Origin of the sequence: Nonomuraea longicatena (genome assembly GCF_039525605.1) — a bacterium.
Taxonomy (GTDB): Bacteria; Actinomycetota; Actinomycetes; order Streptosporangiales; family Streptosporangiaceae; genus Nonomuraea; species Nonomuraea longicatena.
Genome location: NZ_BAAAHQ010000023.1, coordinates 280,831 through 298,677 on the forward strand (window position 1 = coordinate 280,831; position 17,847 = coordinate 298,677).

13 protein-coding genes and 1 pseudogene are annotated in these 17,847 nt (G+C 73.0%); 4 read left to right on the forward strand and 10 right to left on the reverse strand.

The window, feature by feature from the left end; all coding sequences use genetic code 11:
- Positions 1 to 36: 36 nt before the first annotated feature.
- Together ABD120_RS22510 and ABD120_RS22515 are read left to right on the forward strand one after the other, a co-directional pair.
- Positions 37 to 1,212 (forward strand): sensor histidine kinase, encoded by a 1,176-nt coding sequence (locus tag ABD120_RS22510; protein ID WP_343951953.1) that lies wholly within the window; start codon positions 37 to 39, stop codon positions 1,210 to 1,212.
- Positions 1,203 to 1,862, forward strand: coding sequence for a response regulator transcription factor (locus ABD120_RS22515; RefSeq protein ID WP_343951954.1), 660 nt, complete (start codon positions 1,203 to 1,205; stop codon positions 1,860 to 1,862). Before ABD120_RS22510 ends, ABD120_RS22515 begins: the two co-directional genes overlap by 10 nt.
- A 22-nt stretch (positions 1,863 to 1,884) precedes the next feature.
- Here the strand turns inward: ABD120_RS22515 and ABD120_RS22520 are convergent, their stop codons facing one another.
- From ABD120_RS22520 to ABD120_RS22535, 4 genes and pseudogenes are all read right to left on the reverse strand, one after another.
- A complete protein-coding gene (locus tag ABD120_RS22520; RefSeq protein WP_343951955.1) occupies positions 1,885 to 4,674 on the reverse strand; it encodes an RNA repair domain-containing protein in 2,790 nt (929 codons plus the stop codon).
- Positions 4,674 to 6,557 carry an RNA ligase family protein gene (locus ABD120_RS22525; protein ID WP_343951956.1) on the reverse strand — a complete coding sequence of 628 codons (1,884 nt, stop codon included), beginning with the start codon at positions 6,555 to 6,557 and terminating at the stop codon, positions 4,674 to 4,676. The genes ABD120_RS22520 and ABD120_RS22525 overlap by 1 nt, the downstream gene beginning before the upstream one ends.
- Before the next feature lie 116 nt (positions 6,558 to 6,673).
- Complete coding sequence (locus ABD120_RS22530) at positions 6,674 to 6,862, reverse strand: hypothetical protein (RefSeq protein WP_343952195.1); 189 nt, start codon at positions 6,860 to 6,862, stop codon at positions 6,674 to 6,676.
- A 76-nt stretch (positions 6,863 to 6,938) separates the two neighbouring features.
- Positions 6,939 to 7,073 (reverse strand): annotated as a pseudogene (locus tag ABD120_RS22535) (serine hydrolase); the annotation flags it as partial.
- Between the two features lie 81 nt (positions 7,074 to 7,154).
- Here ABD120_RS22535 and ABD120_RS22540 point away from each other — a divergent pair.
- Entirely contained in the window at positions 7,155 to 8,150 is a 996-nt protein-coding gene (locus ABD120_RS22540; protein WP_343951957.1) for a metallophosphoesterase, read from the forward strand.
- A 127-nt stretch (positions 8,151 to 8,277) separates the two neighbouring features.
- Here the strand turns inward: ABD120_RS22540 and ABD120_RS22545 are convergent, their stop codons facing one another.
- On the reverse strand, positions 8,278 to 11,496 hold the full coding sequence (locus ABD120_RS22545; protein ID WP_343951958.1) for a S8 family peptidase: 3,219 nt from the start codon (positions 11,494 to 11,496) through the stop codon (positions 8,278 to 8,280).
- Positions 11,497 to 11,751: 255 nt separating this feature from the next.
- Here ABD120_RS22545 and ABD120_RS22550 point away from each other — a divergent pair, with 255 nt between their 5' ends.
- Positions 11,752 to 12,717: an aldo/keto reductase gene (locus ABD120_RS22550; protein WP_343951959.1), complete on the forward strand. Its 966-nt coding sequence runs from the start codon at positions 11,752 to 11,754 to the stop codon at positions 12,715 to 12,717.
- Positions 12,718 to 12,720: 3 nt separating this feature from the next.
- On the opposite strand, the gene ABD120_RS22555 is transcribed toward ABD120_RS22550, so the two are convergent.
- The 5 genes from ABD120_RS22555 to ABD120_RS22575 are packed head-to-tail and all read right to left on the reverse strand — an operon-like array spanning position 12,721 to position 17,760.
- Positions 12,721 to 13,671 (reverse strand): N-acetylglucosamine kinase, encoded by a 951-nt coding sequence (locus ABD120_RS22555; protein WP_343951960.1) that lies wholly within the window; start codon positions 13,669 to 13,671, stop codon positions 12,721 to 12,723.
- Complete coding sequence (locus tag ABD120_RS22560) at positions 13,668 to 14,699, reverse strand: carbohydrate ABC transporter permease (RefSeq protein ID WP_343951961.1); 1,032 nt, start codon at positions 14,697 to 14,699, stop codon at positions 13,668 to 13,670. The genes ABD120_RS22555 and ABD120_RS22560 overlap by 4 nt, the downstream gene beginning before the upstream one ends.
- Positions 14,700 to 14,704: 5 nt before the next feature.
- Positions 14,705 to 15,649: a carbohydrate ABC transporter permease gene (locus tag ABD120_RS22565; protein ID WP_343951962.1), complete on the reverse strand. Its 945-nt coding sequence runs from the start codon at positions 15,647 to 15,649 to the stop codon at positions 14,705 to 14,707.
- Entirely contained in the window at positions 15,621 to 16,985 is a 1,365-nt protein-coding gene (locus ABD120_RS22570) for an ABC transporter substrate-binding protein (RefSeq protein ID WP_343951963.1), read from the reverse strand. The genes ABD120_RS22565 and ABD120_RS22570 overlap by 29 nt, the downstream gene beginning before the upstream one ends.
- Positions 16,986 to 17,016: 31 nt before the next feature.
- Positions 17,017 to 17,760, reverse strand: coding sequence for a GntR family transcriptional regulator (locus tag ABD120_RS22575; RefSeq protein ID WP_343951964.1), 744 nt, complete (start codon positions 17,758 to 17,760; stop codon positions 17,017 to 17,019).
- Positions 17,761 to 17,847 lie beyond the last annotated feature (87 nt).

The window sequence follows — 17,847 nt, forward strand, 5'->3', positions numbered from 1 at the left end:
CCGCCCGCACCCGGGGGCATGCGGCAGACTGCTGGGATGACAGGCATCAGGCAGGTGGCGGAGGCGCTCAGGGGGCTGCTCCTCAACGCCGCCACCGGGCTGGCCGCGCTGGGGCTGCTCGTCATGCTGGCGGCCGGGGTGCTGCTGGTCCCGGTGGCGGGGGTCGGGCTGCTCGTGGTGCCCCGGGTGCTCGCGCTGGTCCGGCTGCTGGCCCGTGCCCAGCGGTGGTGGGCGGGCGGCGTGCTGGAGCGCGACCTCGACCAGCGCTACCGGTGGCGGATCGGCCCGGGGCTGAGGGTCCCGCTCGGCACGGCCGTCCGCGACCCGGCCACCTGGCGCGACCTCGGCTGGCTGGCGGCGCACAGCCTCACCTGGCCGGCCCCGATCCTGCTCCTGGCGCCGCTGCTGCTGGCGCTCGACCAGGTGTGGAGCGGGGTGTCGGCGGTCGAGCCCGGCACGCAGGCGACCTTCGCGATCAGCGTGGCCGTCGTCGCGCTCGCCGGGACGGTGCTGGCCGTCCTGCCGATGCTGGAGGGCGGGCAGGCCCGCCTGACGGGTCTGCTCATGCGCTCGGACGCGAGCCTGACCGGCCGGGTCAGGGAACTCATGGCCTCGCGTGCCGCCGTCCTCGACGCACAGGCGGCCGAACTGCGCAGGATCGAGCGCGACCTGCACGACGGCGCGCAGGCCAAACTCATCGCGATCCGGATGAACCTCGCCCTGCTCCGCTCCGCCCCCGATCCCGAGCAGGCGCGGGCGCTGATCGACGAGGCGGGCGAGGTCGCCGGGCAGGCGCTGGCCGAGCTGCGCGACCTCGTGCGCGGCATCCACCCGCCGGTCCTGGCCGACCGGGGGCTGGCGGGCGCGGTCGAGGCGGCGGCGCTGCTGTGCCCGATGCCCGTGCACGTCGAGGCGGACCTGCCGGAACAACTGGAGGCGCCGCTGGAGTCGGCGATGTACTTCGCCGCCGCCGAGGCGCTCACGAACGTGGCCAAGCACAGCGGCGCCACCGCCGCCCGCGTACGGCTGCGCCACGCCGAGGGCGTCCTGCGGCTGGCCGTGTGGGACAACGGACGCGGCGGCGCCGGCCGCGCGGGCGGCACCGGCCTGCGCGGCATCGAACACCGGCTGTCGGCCCTCGACGGCACCCTCACCGTGACCAGCCCGCCCGGCGGACCGACCGAGCTCACCATGGAGTTGCCTTGCGCGTAGTCATCGCCGAAGACCTCGCCCTCCTGCGCGACGGCCTGATCCGGCTGCTGTCGGCCGGGGGCTTCGAGGTGGTCGAGGCGGTCGGCAACGGCCCGATGCTGCTGCGGGCGCTGACCGAGCACCGGCCGGACGTGGCCGTCGTGGACGTGCGGCTGCCGCCGTCCTTCAGCGACGAGGGGCTGCGGGCCGCGCTGGAGGCCCGCCGCCGGGTGCCCGGCCTGCCGGTGCTGATCCTGTCGCAGTACGTGGAGCAACTGTATGCCCGAGAGCTGCTGTCGGACCGCTCGGGCGGCGTCGGCTACCTGCTGAAGGACCGCATCGGCGACGTCGAGCGGTTCGTCGAGTCGGTACGGCAGGTGGCCGGGGGCGGCACGGCCATGGACCCCGAGGTCGTGGCCCAGCTGCTGCGCCGCCACACCCGCGACGAGCCGCTGGCCGAGCTGACCACGCGGGAGCGGGAGGTGCTGGAGCTCATGGCGGAGGGCCTGTCGAACCTGGCCATCGCGGCCCGGTTCGGCGTCACCGACAAGGCGGTCGGCAAGCACACCAACAACATCTTCGCCAAGCTCGGCCTGCCGCCGTCCGACGACCACAACCGCAGGGTGATGGCGGTGCTCACCTACCTGCAGGCGGTGCCGCGCCCGTCCTGACCGGCCGGCGACGGCGGCTTCCTCACGTGAGCGTCGGCACGGCACCGCCTGCCACGCGCTCGACCGTCACACCGGGCAGGCCGCGCGCCCACGGTCCGGCGGCCCGCTCCAGGTCGGGGTCGGCGCGGCCCAGACCGATCGCGTACCGCACCGTCCGGGGACCGGTCTCGAACGGGCGCGGCCATGCGTGCGCGCCGGTCGCTCCGGCCTCCTCCAGGGCGCCGAGCAGTTCCAGCATCCGCCCCCTGACCCGGCCGACCACCCCGTCCAGGACCTCCGGGTCGTCGGCGGTGACGGTCACCACCGCCCAGGCCGCGTGGCGGCGGTGCAGCGGCGGCGGCGCGGCCAGCTCGGCCGCGCGGCCGCCGTCCGCCAGCTCCCACGCCCGGTAGAGCTCGTGCGTGAGCAGGTCGAGGCCGGACCGGCTGACCTGCCTGGCGCAGTTGAACGCGGGCGCGCTGGGCGTCATCACGGTGACCGGGTCCGCTCCCGCCGGGGCGGGTGCGAGGGCGATCGGGTCGCGGAAGTCCCAGGCGGCCCAGGTGCCGAAGAAGCGGGCCAGCGGGTCGCCGTCGTCGGGGTGGCGCACGCAGCAGGCGGCCATGACCGCCCACGCGAGGCCGGGCAGCCCGCCGAACGGGGCGCAGTCCAGGCCGCGTGCCCGCGCCCAGGCCTTCACCTGCCTGGTCAGGCGGGCGAAGCGGGCGTGATCACGGCCGACGGCCGCGATGACGGCGTCGGCGTCGCTGACCGCGCTCATGGCGACGGCGCCGCCCGGCCCCAGCTCGGACCGCCGCTCCACCGCCTGGGCGGGGGCGAGCGTCCCGGTCGGGACGACGCTCAGGTCCACCTCCAGTCCCGCCACGCCGAAGCGCAGGCCGGGCACCCGGGCGCCGAGGACCCGCCGTACCCGGGCGGCGCCGGGCAGGGCCGCCCGTACCCGGACCTCGACCTCGTCCAGGTCGGGTTCGCCGGGCAGCGCGGCCACCAGGTCCAGGTCGGCGCCGGGCAGGTCGCAGCCCATGCGCCGGGACCCGGCCACGTGCACGGCCCCCGGCCGCAGGGCCGCCCCCAGCAGGAACTCCACGCTGTTGTCGTCGCCGTCGCGGGCCCGCGCGGGCTCGGCGGCGGGCTCGGGTTCGGCGATCCAGCGGATCTCGCCGGTGCCCAGGGTGATCACCGCGCGGGGCCGCATGGGCTCCTCGCCGCGCCTGGACAGCAGCACCAGTTCGCCGACCTCCGCCGTCGCCCCGCCGACGCGGACCCCTTCGAACGTGGCGACCCGCCCTTCGGGCGCGGCGGCCCGCCCTTCAGACGTGGCGACCCGGCCGAGCGTCAGATGCGGCGTGAACGGCCGCCCGGCGCAGCGCGGGAAACGCCGCAGGAGCGCCTGCCGCAACCGGGCCCACGGCGCCGCCCCCGTCGCGCCCTCGCCGCGCTCGCCGGCCGGGTCGAGCCACACCGTCGTGTGATCGCGCTGCCGGAAGCCCCGCACCCCCTCCAGCCGGGCGGTGAACGGCGCCACCTCGGCGGCGGCCGCGCCCAGCANNNCCGCCGCCTCGAAGTCCGCCTCCGGCACGAATCCGAACAGCAGGTTGACGTGCGGCGGCCACCGATCGACCTGCGGATCGAGCCTGCGGCGGACGTCCTGGACGCGCGGCCACAGCTCCCGCGGCGGCACCCAGGCCACCGCCGTGCGCGCGCTCGGCGGTACGTCGAGCACGTCGTCGCCGGTGGCGCCGAGCACCGCTTCGACGCCGTAGTGGTCGGAGATGTACAGCCCGCCGGGTGTGGGCGCGGTGCCGTGCAGGTCCGCCGACGCCACCCGGAGGCCGCCCCGCAGCAGGATCCGGTCCAGGCGCGCCGCCAGCCCCGAGCGGGAGGAGATCGCCGCCAGCGGGTTGACGCGCGGGTCGAACGTGGCGGCAGGGCCGTCGCCGCGCGCCTCCGTCCAGGCGTCGCGCAGACCGAGCGCCGAGGCGGGCAGGTCGGTGCCGTCGTTGAAGTCGCCCGCCAGCACCAGGTCGGCCTCCACACCGGCCAGCCCCTCGGCGATGCGGGCCAGTTGCGCCGACCGCCTGGCGGCGCCGTCTCTGGAGTGGTCGCTGCTCAGATGGGTGACCGCGACGACCAGGGGGCCGTTGGCGGTCTCGACGGCGACGGCGGCCAGCGCCTTGTGGCGGCCGAGCTCGTGCCGGGCCGCCTCGCGGACGGGCAGGCGGCTCAGCAGCAGCAACCCGGTGTCCTCGACCTGCGCGGGCGAGACGCTGCCGACGGCGTAGGCGGCGCGCACCCACGGCGCGGCCAGCAGCATCGCCAGCAACGCCGGCTCGACCTCCTGGAGCGCGATGACGTCCGCGTCCGCCTCCCGCAGCGCGCTCAGCAGCAGGGGGCGGCGGGCGGCGGTGTCGAGCCGGTCACCGTCGTAACGGTCCCACAGCGTGTTCCACGTCAGCACGCGCGGGCTCGCCGTGAGCGGCGCCCGGTGCTCGACGGCCGGCCGCCACCCGTCGTCCCACAGGTGCGGGGTGGCGGGCGTGAAGAACGGCGGGCGCAGCAGGCGCTGCCGCCGCGCCAGCCCGGCGGGGCAGTCGTCGAGCCGGTCGAGCCCGGTGCCGCGATCCCACACCAGCTCGCCGTCGGCCTCGATGAACAGCACCCGGTGCCACGGGATGTCGCCGCCAGGGGTGAAGGCGGGCATGGGCACCCGCTTCGGGGCGGCGCCCCGCTGACCGACCCCCAGCACGAACCGGGCCGGATCGAAGCGGGGATCCCAGCGCACCCGATGGTAGACCTCCTCGCTGGTGCGCATCAGCCCTCCCTCGTGTCGGTGTCCTCGACCGCGCCCGACCGGCCGACGTACCAGGTGCGGTGCGCGTGCCCCGGGTACGGCGGGACGAACCTGCGCGTCTGCGCCCGCAGCACGTGCGACGGCACCGGATGCGCGCGGGTGGCGTTGCGCCGCCGCAGTTCCTCCTCGTCGGCCAGCACGATCGCGTGCGTGGTGAGCGCGTCGCGGCGGCGGGCCACGGCGTGGACCAGGGAACGCTGGTGCTGGTTGAGCGAGGTGGCGTCCCACAGCACCGTGCCGCCCGCCGCGAGTGCGGCGTCGAGCCGGTCCAGGCCCTCGCCCAGGACCTCGGGGTTGGCGCGCTGGTCGGCGCGGGAGCCCCGGGCCGCGCGCAGATCGTCCAGCGAGACGGACACGTCGATCCCGCGCAGACCGGCGGCGAACGTGCTCTTGCCGCTGCCCGGCAGCCCCACCAGGTGCACCAGCCGGGGGAAGCGGCCCTCCCGCCACCGCCAGGTGGCCGCCACGGCCTCCGCCGAGGTGCGGATCCGCCCCCTGGCCCAGGCGTCGCGCGCCTCCGCCCAGCAGCGGTCGGCGGCCTCCGCGTCCAGGTCGGCCAGCGCGTCGCGCAGGTCGCCGCGCAGCGGCTCCAGCGGCGCCGGGCCGAGCAGCCCGGCGTCCTCGGCGTGCAGCGCCGACCACTCGACCTGCTCGCGCGCCTGCGCGTCGGCGTGCACCGCCGCCACCGCGTGCAACACCCCGAGGTCGGCGGCGCACGCCATGCGGGCGAGGCCGGCACGGCGGTCCTCGTCCGGGTACGGCCGTTGCGGCGCGGTGTGCAGCCCGACCAGGTCGGCGACCTGCCGGGCCGGGCGCATGCCGAGCGGGCCCGCCAGGTGGGCCATCAGCCAGGGGCGCGGCAGCGCGTGCAGCATGGCGGCCAGCACGCCCGCCAACCGGGCGTCGCCGTGGCGGCCGAGGGCGTCGAGCCAGCCGCCCACCTCGGCGGCCGCCTCGTCCCCCGGAACGGTCTGGACGCGGCCCGTCGTGTCCCCGTGGAAGCCGGCCCGCGCAAGGCCCGCCGCGTCCTCGTACGAGCCGGCCCGCGTGACACCTGCCGCGCCCTCGTACAGGTCCGCCCGCGTGAGTCCCGCCGCGTCGCCGTACGGATCGGCACGCGCGGCGCCCATCGCGGCGTCGTACAGGTCGGCGCGTGTGAGGCCGACCGCGTCGAGCAGCGCGGGCACGTCGGGGTCGGCGCCCGAGCGCACCGACCACAGTGCCGCCTTCGGGCCCAGGCCGTTGGGCACGACGGGGGCGTGCATCCAGTGGGTGCCGGTCCGCACGTGTCTGGGCCGCACCCATTTGGCCACCCGCTGCGGGAACTCCGCCCGTGTGAAGCCGCCGGTGGCCCGCACCACGTAGCCTTCCTGTCGCTCCGGGTCGATCCGCAGTGTGCGCAGCGCCCGCTCGTCGAAGACTCCCCGCCACAGCACCGGCGGCGCGGGGACGCCGAGGTCGCGCAGAAAGGCGAGCGTGGCGTCCCAGGGCAGGCACCGGTCGCCGTCCCAGACCGACAGGCCGTAGAACCAGCTTTCCAGATCCCGGTAGGCGAGGGAGTGCACGGCGTAGACGTTCTCCCCGCACACGCGCCGGCCGTCGGGAATCCGCCGGCCGATCCGCCCGTGCAGTCCCTTCACCCACGCCCTGGAGGGGTGGTGGCCGGAGTCGAGCGAGCGCGCGTGCAGCCCGTCGCGGTAGAGGGTGGTGTTCTCGCCGTCGAGCTTCTCGGTGACCACCACCTCGCGGCCGTGCAGCCCGGACAGGTCCGAGGCGCGCACGTCGTCCGGGGTCGAGCCGGGCGACCACGGCAAGTGCGGAGTACGCGGATAGTGCACCCGCATGATTCCCTCCCCTGATCGGCTCAGATCAGGAATAGAGGATCCGCCCCGGTACGCGCCAGTGGATTATCGAACCGGGGCCACTGGGCGCCGTGCCCGAACGCCGCCGAGCCGCGCGGTCAGTCCTCGCCGACCACGGAGAGGTCGTCGCCGAGCGCGGCGGCGATCTCGGCGGCGCGGGAGTGGTCGGCGAGGCGTCGCGTCAGGTAGGCGGCGCCGTGCCGGTGCCCGATCGACCACCAGGCGGCTGATCCGCCGATCCCCCCTTGGCGATCTTGCCGTGGTCGCGGACGAGGCCCAGCGTCCACGTGAGCCTGGTGCCAGGGACGTGCCGGGGGCGTATTCGGGCGCCGCCCGCTGCAGGCTGTCGCGCAGCGCGGCGTCGTCCAGCAGGTCGAGGTCGGCTGCCTCGGCGGGGAAGCGAGGCTGGCCCGCCCGGTGGGTGAGGACGTCGCGCAGGGTGGTGCCCGCCTTGCCGCGCACGTCGTACGCGGGCCAGGTGCGGGCGATCGGCGGCACCTCCGTCCGTATACCCCCTGCGGGTATATCGCGATCTTAACCCTTTGCCGGGCGTCGCCGGGCGAACCTAGGATCGTCCGGATGCGGCGCACTGTGATCGTGGGCGACGTCCACGCGTGTTTCGACGAACTCCTCGACCTCCTCGACCTGGTCGCACTGCGGCCCGAGGACCTGCTGGTGAGCGTCGGAGACCTGGTCGACCGGGGCCCTCAGCCCGCCGAGGCGGTCCGGTTCTTCCGCGAGCGCCCGAACTCCGTCGTGGTCATGGGCAACCACGAGCGCAAGCACGTGCGCGGGATCCTCTCCTACTCGCAGGAGATCACCCGCCTGCAACTCGGGGGCGACTACGCCGAGACCGTCGCCTGGATGCGGACGCTGCCGTACTACTTCGAGAACGAGCACGTCCGCGTCGTCCACGCCGCCATGCTGTCCGGGCTCCCCCTCGCGGAGCAGCGGGAGGAGCTCCTGTGCGGCACGACCAGCGGCCAGCGGCGGCTGGCCGCGCTGTTTCCCGAAGGCGCCTGGCACGACCACTACACCGACGCCAAGCCGGTCGCCTTCGGCCACCACGTGGTGGGCCGCGAGCCGATGACCCGCGACGGCAGGGTCTACGGACTCGACACCGGCGCCTGCCACGGCGGGAGACTCACCGCGCTGTGCGTGCCCGGCTTCACCCTCCACTCGGTCGACGCGCGCGCCGACCACTGGTCGATCGTGGGACGCCAATGGCAGCTGCCCGTGCTGAAGGCCGCCGCCTGGCCCGACCTCACCTGGCAGGAACTGGCCGCCAAGGCCGCCCGCTTCTCCCGGGGAGCCGACGAGGAGACGCACGCCTGGCTGCGGGCAGTCCTGAGCTGGGCGGAGGAACTCCGCTCCGCCTTCCCCGACCTGCTGGCGGAGGCCGACCGTCTCGCGCGGGAGCTGCCGGCGGAGGAGATGCGCCGCCACCCCGCCGCGCCGCAGCTGTTCCAGGCCCGTGCCGGCCGTCTCGACCCGGCGGCCCGGTGCACGAGCCCCCGCGCGACGATCGACCTGGCCGCCAAACTGGGACGGGTCATGCCCGACCTCCCCGGATGAGCGAACGCGTGCCCATGACCCGGACGCGGGCGTGGAACTCCGGGGTTCAGGGCGGCAGGGGACGGCGGCCGCCGTCCGGGCGAAAGCGGCTGATCCGGGGCGAACCGCGCCGGATCAGCCGCTGATTTCAGCGCACCAGGAAGGCGCGCTCGACGGTCTGGCTGACCGTGGTGCCCGCGCTGTCGCGCGCCGTGAGCCGCAGGGAGACCGACTCGCCGGAACGCAACGGGGTCAGCGGCAGCGCACGCCAGGTGTCACGGCCCGTCGGGACGACCGCGGCCCGGTGCCACGACTTCCCGTCGGTGGAGACCTCGACCGTCACCTTGGTGACGGGCTTGGTCGCACCCTCCATCCGCTCCAGCCTGAGCGGCAGCGCCACCAGGCCGGGACGGGTGGCGTTGTTCAGGTCGAGTTCGGGTTCGGCCCGCAGGACGAACAGCGGTACCGCGCCCGTGCCCGCCGAGGTGAAGGACCACTCGGTCGTGAGCTTGGACGACAGCTCCGTGGCACTCGGGTCGGCCGTGCCCTCGACGCGGAGTTGGAAGCGCCCCGAGCCCGGCGCGACGGGCAGGGTCACGGTGTAGTCGGGCAACCGGTCGGCCGTCGCGACGATCTTGCCGTCGCGCAGCAGTGTGGTGGTGCCGGTGCCGTACTCGCTGCTGCCGGTGACGCGGTCGCGCCCGGCCGCGTGCCACAGGGGCAGGTGGCCGACCTCGATCGCGGCGTCGGTCCTGCTCACCAGGGTGCGCTCACCCAGGGCCGTGCCCACGACAGCGGAGTTCCACCGCTCGCGTTCCTGCCGCCCGGCACGGTAGGTGCGCGCGTCGGCGTACTCCAGCGTCTGGTGCAGCCGCCCGTTCGGCATCGTCTCGAAGCTACGCTCCCAAGGGATGCCGGGAGTGAAGTACCACGTCTGGGTCAGCGGCAGGGCGGTGACCACCTGGCTCCAGGCCGTGTAGCCGTCGCCCTGGGGCCCGCCCGCAGCAGGTCCCGCGCCCGGCGCTCCGGTCGCTCCCGCTCGCAGGGTGGCGAGGTCGGCGCGGACTCTGCCCAACTCGCGGTCCCGTATCCGCAGCTCGCCCGGCACCACGCCGTCCTCGCGCAGCAGGAGGTTGTACACATACGGGCTGTCGGTGAACGTGCCGTCCGGGCGCTGGGCGGCGAGCTGGGTGAACTTCTCGAAACGGAACCCGGGCGTCTTGGCGGTGGTGGGGGCGACGCGGAAGCGCAGCGGGTCGGGTGAGACGTTGCGCGGCAGGGAGAAACGGTCGATGGAGAAGCCCGCCGCCCATTCCTTTCCGTCCGCCCGCTTCTGGAAGAGCACGAACTCCTCGCCCGCCGTCCCGGCGTCGGGCCGGTCGGTCTTGACCTCCATCGTCTTGGCGGTCCGGGCGTCGAAGACGACCTCGCGATCGGCCTTCACGTCGAGGCCGGTGATCGGCACGACGCTGAGCTCCGCATGCCCGTCGGGGAACCGCGTCTGCATGACGGTGTAGGCCAGGTACCGGCCGGCCGGCACGCGGATCGGGCCCTCGCTGTCGCCTCGGCTGATGCCCATCTGGATGAGCGGGCCGCCGCTCTCGGGCATCAGGGTCATCGGCATGAAGTCCTCGGCGTCGTCGGGGACGGTGCCGAGCTGGTCGATCAGCTTGACGTGCAGGTCGTAGCTCTCCGGCTCCTTGGCGAAGCCGACCAGCGTCGACAGGGTCACTCCCTCGGCCGAGGCGGTGATCCGCCCGCCGTACCCGGTGGTGGAGGCCGCGGCGGGCGCCGCGGTCACGGTGACCGGGGCGCTGCCGCCCGCCGGGACGGTGACCTGCGCGGCGCTCAGCGTGAACACACCCTGCGGCGCGGCCTTGCCCGCGAGGTCGGTGGCCTCCAGGGCGAGGTTCAGCGTGACGGGCGCGGTGCCGACGTTGCGGTAGGTGAGGGTGCGCTCGATGGGCTTGTCCTCGTACGGCCAGCGCAGGCGGCCGAAGGCGAGGTTGCCGGCGTCGGCGGTGACGCTCTGGCGTACCGCCCTGGCCACGTCGAGGCGGCCGGTGCCGGACTCCCAGACGCTGCCGCCGGTCTTGGTCGAGCCGACCAGGGCGGCCTTGAGCTCCCGCGACGTCCAGCGGGGGTGCTGCTGGGCGAGGATGGCCGCGGCGCCCGCGACGTGCGGGGTGGCCATCGAGGTTCCGGACATCCGCACGTGCTCGCCGGTGCCCGCCTCGGCCGCGGCGATGGCGACGCCGGGCGCGGTCAGGTCGGGCTTGACCGCCAGGTCGCCGGCTCGGGGACCACGGCTGGAGAAGCTCGCGAGCTTGTCGGCGGAGTCCACGGCGCCGACGGTGAGTGCCGCGTCGGCGCTGCCCGGACTGCCCAGGCTGCCCGCACGGGGGCCTTCGTTGCCCGCCGCGATGACGAAGAGTATGTCGCGCTCGGCGGAGTGACGCTCGACGGCCTGCTCCAGCGGGTCCAGGCCCTCCTGGTCGGGAGCGCCGAGGCTCATGTTGACGATCTTGGCGCCCTGCTGGGCGGCCCACTCCATGCCCTCGATGATGTCGGAGGTGTAGCCTCGGCCCCCGTCGTCGAGCACCTTGGCGTTGAGCAGCCGGACACCCGGCGCGACGCCCTTGCGCGCGGACGTGCCCGCCACGCCCTGACCGGCGATGGTGGAGGCCACATGGGTGCCGTGACCCTGACGGTCCACGGCGTCCGCGCTCTCGCTGAAGTTGGCCGCCGCGTCCACGCGCCCGGCCAGGTCGGGGTGACGGTCGTCGACACCGGTGTCGAGGACGGCCACCTTCACGCCCTCGCCGGTGAAACCGGCCTGCCATGCCTCCGGTGCGCCGACCTGCGGCACGCTGCGGTCGAGTGTGGCCTTGACGGGCGCGTCGAGCCACACTTTCTGCACCGCGCGGTCCTGGCTGAGCTGAGCCCAGCGGGCACCCGCCGTCGCCAGGGAGTCGATGGAGGCCAGCGGACGGGCGCCGGACAGCGCTGTCATCGGTGCCGCGCCCTGGCGATACTGCACGATCAGCGGCAACTCCTTGTCACCGAGACCGTCCTTGATGAGCTGCGGGATCCGGAAGAGGTTGCGGTCGAGCACCCCTCTGGCCACGTCGCCCGCGACGTCGAGCGGGATGAGGGTCCAGTCGTCCTCGGTGCCCTGGGTGATGTAGCGGACGTTCGTCCGGCCGGGACCGGCCGTGAAGGTGATGCGGCCACCGTCGAGGCCCACGCGGTCGCCGGTGATCAGTGTGACGCTCTTGGCACCGGCGGCCTGGGGTGTTTCGGCCGGGGGTGTTTCGGCGCTAGCCGGCGGGATCGCCGCCAGTGCAGCCGCGAGAACGGCTGTCACGGCTAACGTTTTGCGGATCATGCTTGTCTTCCTCTCATCCTGACAGAGAGATTCGACCAAGGATGCGATGTGCAGACAAGCAATCTCGGAGGTAATTTCGGTTGTGTCGTAAACACGCCATCCGGGGACCGTTGCGGTCACGCGTGGGATGGGTCATGACCGATCTACCCGAATGAGCGACAGCGTCCCGGTCGCTGCCGTGCGCATGCCCATGGCCCGGACGCGGGCTTGACGATCCAGGGGGAGGTAAGAGGCATGAACAAGCGCACACTGGGCGGCCTTGAGGTCTCGGCGCTCGGCCTCGGCTGCATGGGCATGTCCGAGTTCTACGGCCCCGCCGACGAGAAGGAGTCGATCGCCGTCATCCACCGCGCCCTCGACCTCGGCGTGACCTTCCTCGACACCGCCGACATGTACGGCACCGGCCACAACGAGGAACTCGTCGGCCGCGCCCTCCGGGACCGCCGCGACGAGGCCGTGCTGGCCACCAAGTTCGGCATCCGGCGCGACGGCGGGCGCAAGGTGGACAACACCCCCGCCTACATCCGCTCCGCCGTGGACGCCTCGCTGCGCCGCCTCGGCGTCGACCACCTCGACCTGTACTACATGCACCGCCGCGACCCCGCCGTCCCGATCGAGGAGTCCGTGGGCGCCATGGCCGAACTCGTACGGCAGGGCAAGGTCAGGCACCTCGGCCTGTCGGAGGTCGGCGCCGAGACCCTGCGCGCGGCCTGCGCCGTGCACCCGATCGCCGCTCTGCAGAGCGAGTACTCGCTGTTCACCAGGGACCTGGAGGCGGCGATCCTGCCCACCGCCCGCGAACTCGGCGTCGGCCTGGTGGCGTACTCGCCGATCAGCCGGGGCCTGCTGACCGGCACCGTGCCGTCCGCCGACCGGCTCCCCGACGACGACTTCCGCAAGCACACGCCGCGCAACCAGGGTGAGAACGCCGAGCACAACGCCGCCCTGGCCGCGCGGGTGCGCGAGATCGCCGACTCGGCCGGCATCACCCCGGCGCAGCTCGCGCTGGCGTGGCTGCTGGCCCAGGGCGACGACGTGGTGCCGATCCCGGGCACCAAGCGGCTGGCCTACCTGGAGGAGAACGCGGCGGCCGACGGGGTCGTGCTCACGCCCGGGGAACTGGCCGAGCTGGAGCGGGCCGTACCGGCGGGAGCCGTGCACGGCCTGCGCTACGCGGACATGAGCAGCCTCGAACGCTGACGGTCAGCCGCCCAGGCGGTCGAGGCCGAGCAGCCCCGCGCCGACGACGGGCGCCACCTCCAGCCGGACCAGCCGGGCCTGCGGCACGACCGCGCGCACGCCCGACAGCAGCCGCTCGAACAGCGGGTCGTAGCCGCTGCGGAAGACGCCGCCGCCGAGGACGACGTCCACGTCGAGCCCGGTGACGCCGAGCCGCCGCGACAGGGCGACCGCCATCGCCGCGAGCTCGTCGGCCAGCCGCTCGACGATCGCGCCCGCGACCGCGTCACCGGCCCGCGCCGCGTCGAACACCACCGGCGACAGCTCGCCGAACCGGTCGGCCGAGGCCGCGCCGGTGTAGAGCGCCTCGACGAGCTCGGCCGGCGAACCGTAGCCGAAGAACCGGGGCACCAGCTCTTCGAGGAGCGTGGGGCCGCCCCTGCCGTCCTGCGCGCGCACGGCGGCGATGTGGCCGGTGAGACCGACGCCGTAGCCGCCGCCCCAGTCGCCGGAGATCTCGCCGAGCGAGGGGAAGCCCTCGCTGCGGCCGTCGGGGGCGACGCCGACGGCGTTGACGCCCTCGCCGCAGATGAGGGCGACGCCCCAGCCCCTGGTGGCCCCGGCGCGCAGCGCGGCCATGCAGTCGTTGACGACCACGACCTGCTCGCTGGCCCCCAGTTCGGCGATGGCCGTTTCGAGCCGGCGGACGTCGTCGGGGTAGTCGGCCCCGGCGAGCGCGTACACGCCGATCGCCGCGACCGGGCCGCCGGCCGCGCCCTGCGCCTGTTCGGCCGCCTCGGCGATGAGCGCGCCGAGGCGGCGCATGCCCTCGTCGAGGCCGACGGCCTGGTGGGAGACCGTCGGGCCGCGGACGGCCGACAGCCGCCGCCCGTCGGCGGCGACGAGTTCGACATCGGTCTTGGAGTTGCCGCCGTCCACAGCGAGGACGGCCGCGACGGGGGGTCGGCCGGTCATTTGTCGACTCCGGTGCTCATGATCCCCCGGACGAACGTGCGCTGGAAGCATACGAACAGGAGCACGGGGATGGCGATCGTCATCATCGTCCCGGCCTGGATGTAGCCGGGATTCTTAGTGTAGAGGCCGTTGAAGGCGGCCAGGCCCACCTGGAGCGGCTGCAGGTCGGGCTGCCCGGACAGGTACACCAGGGGGGTGAGGTAGTCGTTCCAGGTGTAGACGAAGGTGAACAGGACGACGGCGGTGATCGCGGGCCACGCCTGCGGCACGATCACCGACAGCAGCGTGCGTAGCGGGCCCGCGCCGTCGATGGAGGCCGCCTCGTCCATCTCGCGCGGGATCGTCAGGAAGTACTGCCGCAGCAGGAACACGTTGTAGGCGTTGGCGAAGAAGGCGGGCACGAGCAGCGGCAGCCAGGTGCCGACCCAGCCGATCTGCGCGAACACCGTGTACGTCGGGATCAGCGTCACGGTCACCGGCAGGAAGATCGTGGCGATGAGCAGCGTGAACAGCGGCCCGCGCCCGGGGAAGCGGAAGCGGGCGAAGCCGTAGGCGACCAGGGTGCACGAAAGGACGGTGCCGAGCGTGCCGACCACCGCCAGCACGACGGTGTTGAACAGCAGCCGGGGGAAGTCGATCAGACTCCACACGTCCGCGTAGTTCGACCAGCGCGGCGCGAGCGTCCAGCTCGGTTCGAGGGTGCGCCAGGAGCCCTGCCAGGTGATGAGGCCCTGCTCCGGCCGGGCGGGGTCGACGAAGCCGCTCTCCGTGCGGCCCTTGTCGACCAGCGCCAGGTCGCGGACGGCGCCGTCCACGGGCACGCGGTACACGTCGTAGCGCTCGCCCTGGTAGGTGAAGGTGCGCGGGTCGGACGGCAGCAGCGGCGAGTGCGCCTGGGTGACCTGCTGCTCGCTCTTCAGCGACGACAGCGTCATCTGCACCAGCGGCGACAGGAACGCCGCCACGATGCCGAACATCACGATCGTCATCAGCGCGACCCGGGTGCGCCGCACGAGGTTCGGTGCCATCGGGCTCACCTCTCGCTCGTGTAGTGGACCCAGCGCCTGGACAGGCGAAACAGCAGGAGTGTCACGACGAGGGTGATGACGAACAGCAGCCAGGCGAGCGTCGAGCCATAGGACATCTCCTGATAGGTGAAGAACGTCTGGTACAGGTAGAGGTTGAAGAAGCGGGTCGCGCCGCCGGGGTCGCCGCTGCCGTCGAAGAGCACCAGCGGGATCAGGAAGTACTGCATGACCTCGACGACCGCGAGGATCATCGTGTAGAAGAGCACCGGCGACATCATCGGGATCGTGACGTGGCGCAGTTGCCGCCACCATCCGGCGCCGTCGAGACGGGCCGCGTCGTACAACTGGGTGGGGATGCCGCGCAGCCCGGCCAGGTTGATGATGATGCCGGAGCCCACCCCCCACAGGCCGATCATGACCAGTCCGGGGATCACCCAGGTGGGGTCGTTCAGCCAGCTCGGCGGCTCGGCGACGCCGAAAAAGCGCAGCGCCGAGTTGATCCAGCCGTTGTCGACCAGCATGTTCTCCCAGATCAGGGCGCTGGCCACGAACGGCACGACGTACGGCATGAACAGCAGCACCCGCAGCAGGCCGCTGCCGCGCACGTACTTGCTGTTGACGGCGAGCGCGAGCAGGAACGGCAGTGCGATGACGACGGGCAGCCACAGCAGTGCGAAGCGGGCGGTCACCCACAGGGACGCCCACGCCTGCTCGTCGCCGAAGAGCCGCTGGTAGTTGGCCAGGCCGACGAACCGCAGCGGTTCCTGTTCGGCGAGGGAGATGTTCAGGAAGGTGAACACGAACGTGGCCACCATCGGGACCGCGGTGAAGACCGCGAACCCGATGAGCCACGGGAGGATGAACAACAGTCCTTGCCTGGCCTCCCGGCGGGCCAGGCGGGACATGGGCGCGGCCACGGCGCTAGCCGTTCCAGACGTCCTGGATCTCATCGCGGAGTTTCTTCAGTTCGGTGTCCATGTCGAGCCCGCCCTTGGTCATCCAGCGGCTGCGATAGGTGCCGAGGATGGTGAGCGTCTGGTTGTACTTCGGCGTGTGCGACTCGGAGTGCGGGTTGTCGGCGAACTGGACGCTGTCCTTGGCCACCTGCCAGTCGACGGTGTTGGTGAACTGGGCGCCGAGCTTCTGGAAGAAGGCGTCCTGGTCGGCGGTGCGGGCGGGCATCGCGCTGTAGGCGGTCAGCAGTTCGGCGGAGGCGGGGCCGACGAGATAGGACAGGAACTCGAAAGCCTCCTTCGGGTGCTTGCTGCCGGCGAGGATGCGGAAGGTGTCGGCGCTGGTGGGGGAGGTGGTCTTGCCCTTGTGCGAGGGCATGGCGGCCAGGTCCCAGTCCTTGCCGGCGCCCGCGACGCCGTACGTCGACCACAGGAAGTTGACGCTCATCGCGACGTGGCCGGAGAAGAAGGCGGCGCCGTCGCCGTTGAACTGGTCGGTCTGGAAGACCGGGCCGGTCATGATGAACCGGTCCTTCCACATGCCGTCGTAGAAGTAGCGCCAGGCGTCGCCCCAGGCGTCGGGGATCTTCACGGTCTTGCCGTCGCCCGAGTCGAGGCTGCCCGCGGCGAAGGCCGCGCCCTGGTAGCGCAGGTCGTCGCGGGCGGGCTCGAAGCCGTACTGCACGACGTTCTTGGCGTCGAAGCCGGGCTCGGTGGCGTCCTTGCCGTTCTTGTCGACGGTGAGTTTGAGGGCGACTTCCTTGAGGGTCTCGTAGTTCCACTCGGCTTCGCGGCCGTCGGGCCACTTGTACTTCTCGCCGTACTTGTGGGGCGGCTCGGCGAGCCCGGCCTCTTCGAACAGGTCCGCCTTGTAGAACAGGGTCGAGGGGTAGATCGCGAACGGGATGCCTTCCTGCACCGAGCCGATCCGGTACAGGTCGGCGCTGCCTTCGGCGTAGGAGCTGAGGTCGAGGCCGCTCTCCTTGATGAGCGGGCCGAGGTCCAGCCACTGGCCGTGGAAGGCGGCGGCGCCGCCGACGCCCATGGGCCCGGCGAGGTCCGGCCCGTTGCCGGAGGCGATCTGGGTGGAGAGGGTGTCGCGGGCGGAGTTGTAGGTGACGACCTCCAGCTTCACCCTGATCCGGCGCTGGCTGGCGTGGAAGCGGTCGATGACCTTCTGCTGCGCCTTGACCTGGTCGGCCTGCTCGCCGGTGCCGAGGCAGCAGAACCAGCGCAGTTCCACCGCTTTGGCCTGACTTTCGACGGTCGAGCCGCAGGCGGCGAGGGTCAGGGCGGCCGCGGTCGCCGCCAGGGTGGTCCAGACCCTGTTCATGTGGTCTCCTCCGGGGGGTTGTGCTGCCCGTTTACGGGCGAAGGATCCGTCTTTCGAAGGACAGGCGGGCCCTGTCTCCTCGGACGTAACTGCGGGTGTACTCGATGGGCTCGTCGTCGGGGTCGAACGCGATCCCCTCGACGAGCAGGGCGGGTCGTTCTGCGGGCTGGTCGAGCAGGCGGGCCTCGTGCGCGCGCAGCCGGATCGGCTCGATGGTCTCGCGGGTGCGTACGACGCCGGTGCCGTAGTGCTCGGCGAGCAGGGCGTACAGGGAGTTGCTTTCCAGGTCGTGGTCGAGCAGGCCGCCGAAGCGGACCTCCGGCAGGTAGACCTGCTCCAGGATGAGCGGCTCGCCGTTGGCGATGCGCAGCCGTTCGAGGTAGATGACGTTCGTGCCGGCCGTGAGCGCGAGCGCGCCGGCCACGGCCTCGCCCGACGGCTCGGCGCGTGAGGCGACGAGGCGCGTGGCGGGGTCCATGCCGTGCATGTGCATGAGTTCGGCGAAGCTCTCGCTGTTGGCGAGATCGACCTCCAGGCGGGGGTGGAGGACGAAGGTGCCCCGGCCTCTCGTGCGCTCCAGGCGGCCTTCGCGGGCCAGTTCGTCCAGTGCCCGCCGTACCGGGATGAGGCTGCAGCCGTAGCGGCGGGCCAGCTCGCGCTCCGGTGGGAGGCGGTCGCCGATCTGCCATTCCCCCTCGTCGAGCGCGGCGCTCAGGTCCAGGTACACCTGGTGGTGGAGGGGGGTCGGACCGGCCTCGAGCCGATAACGGGCCATCGGGGGTGGGGTTCCTTCCTGGTCAGAGGACAGAGTCTCTTGCCAAGCGCTTACTTGATGATAATGTTGTCAGCAATCATTGCCATG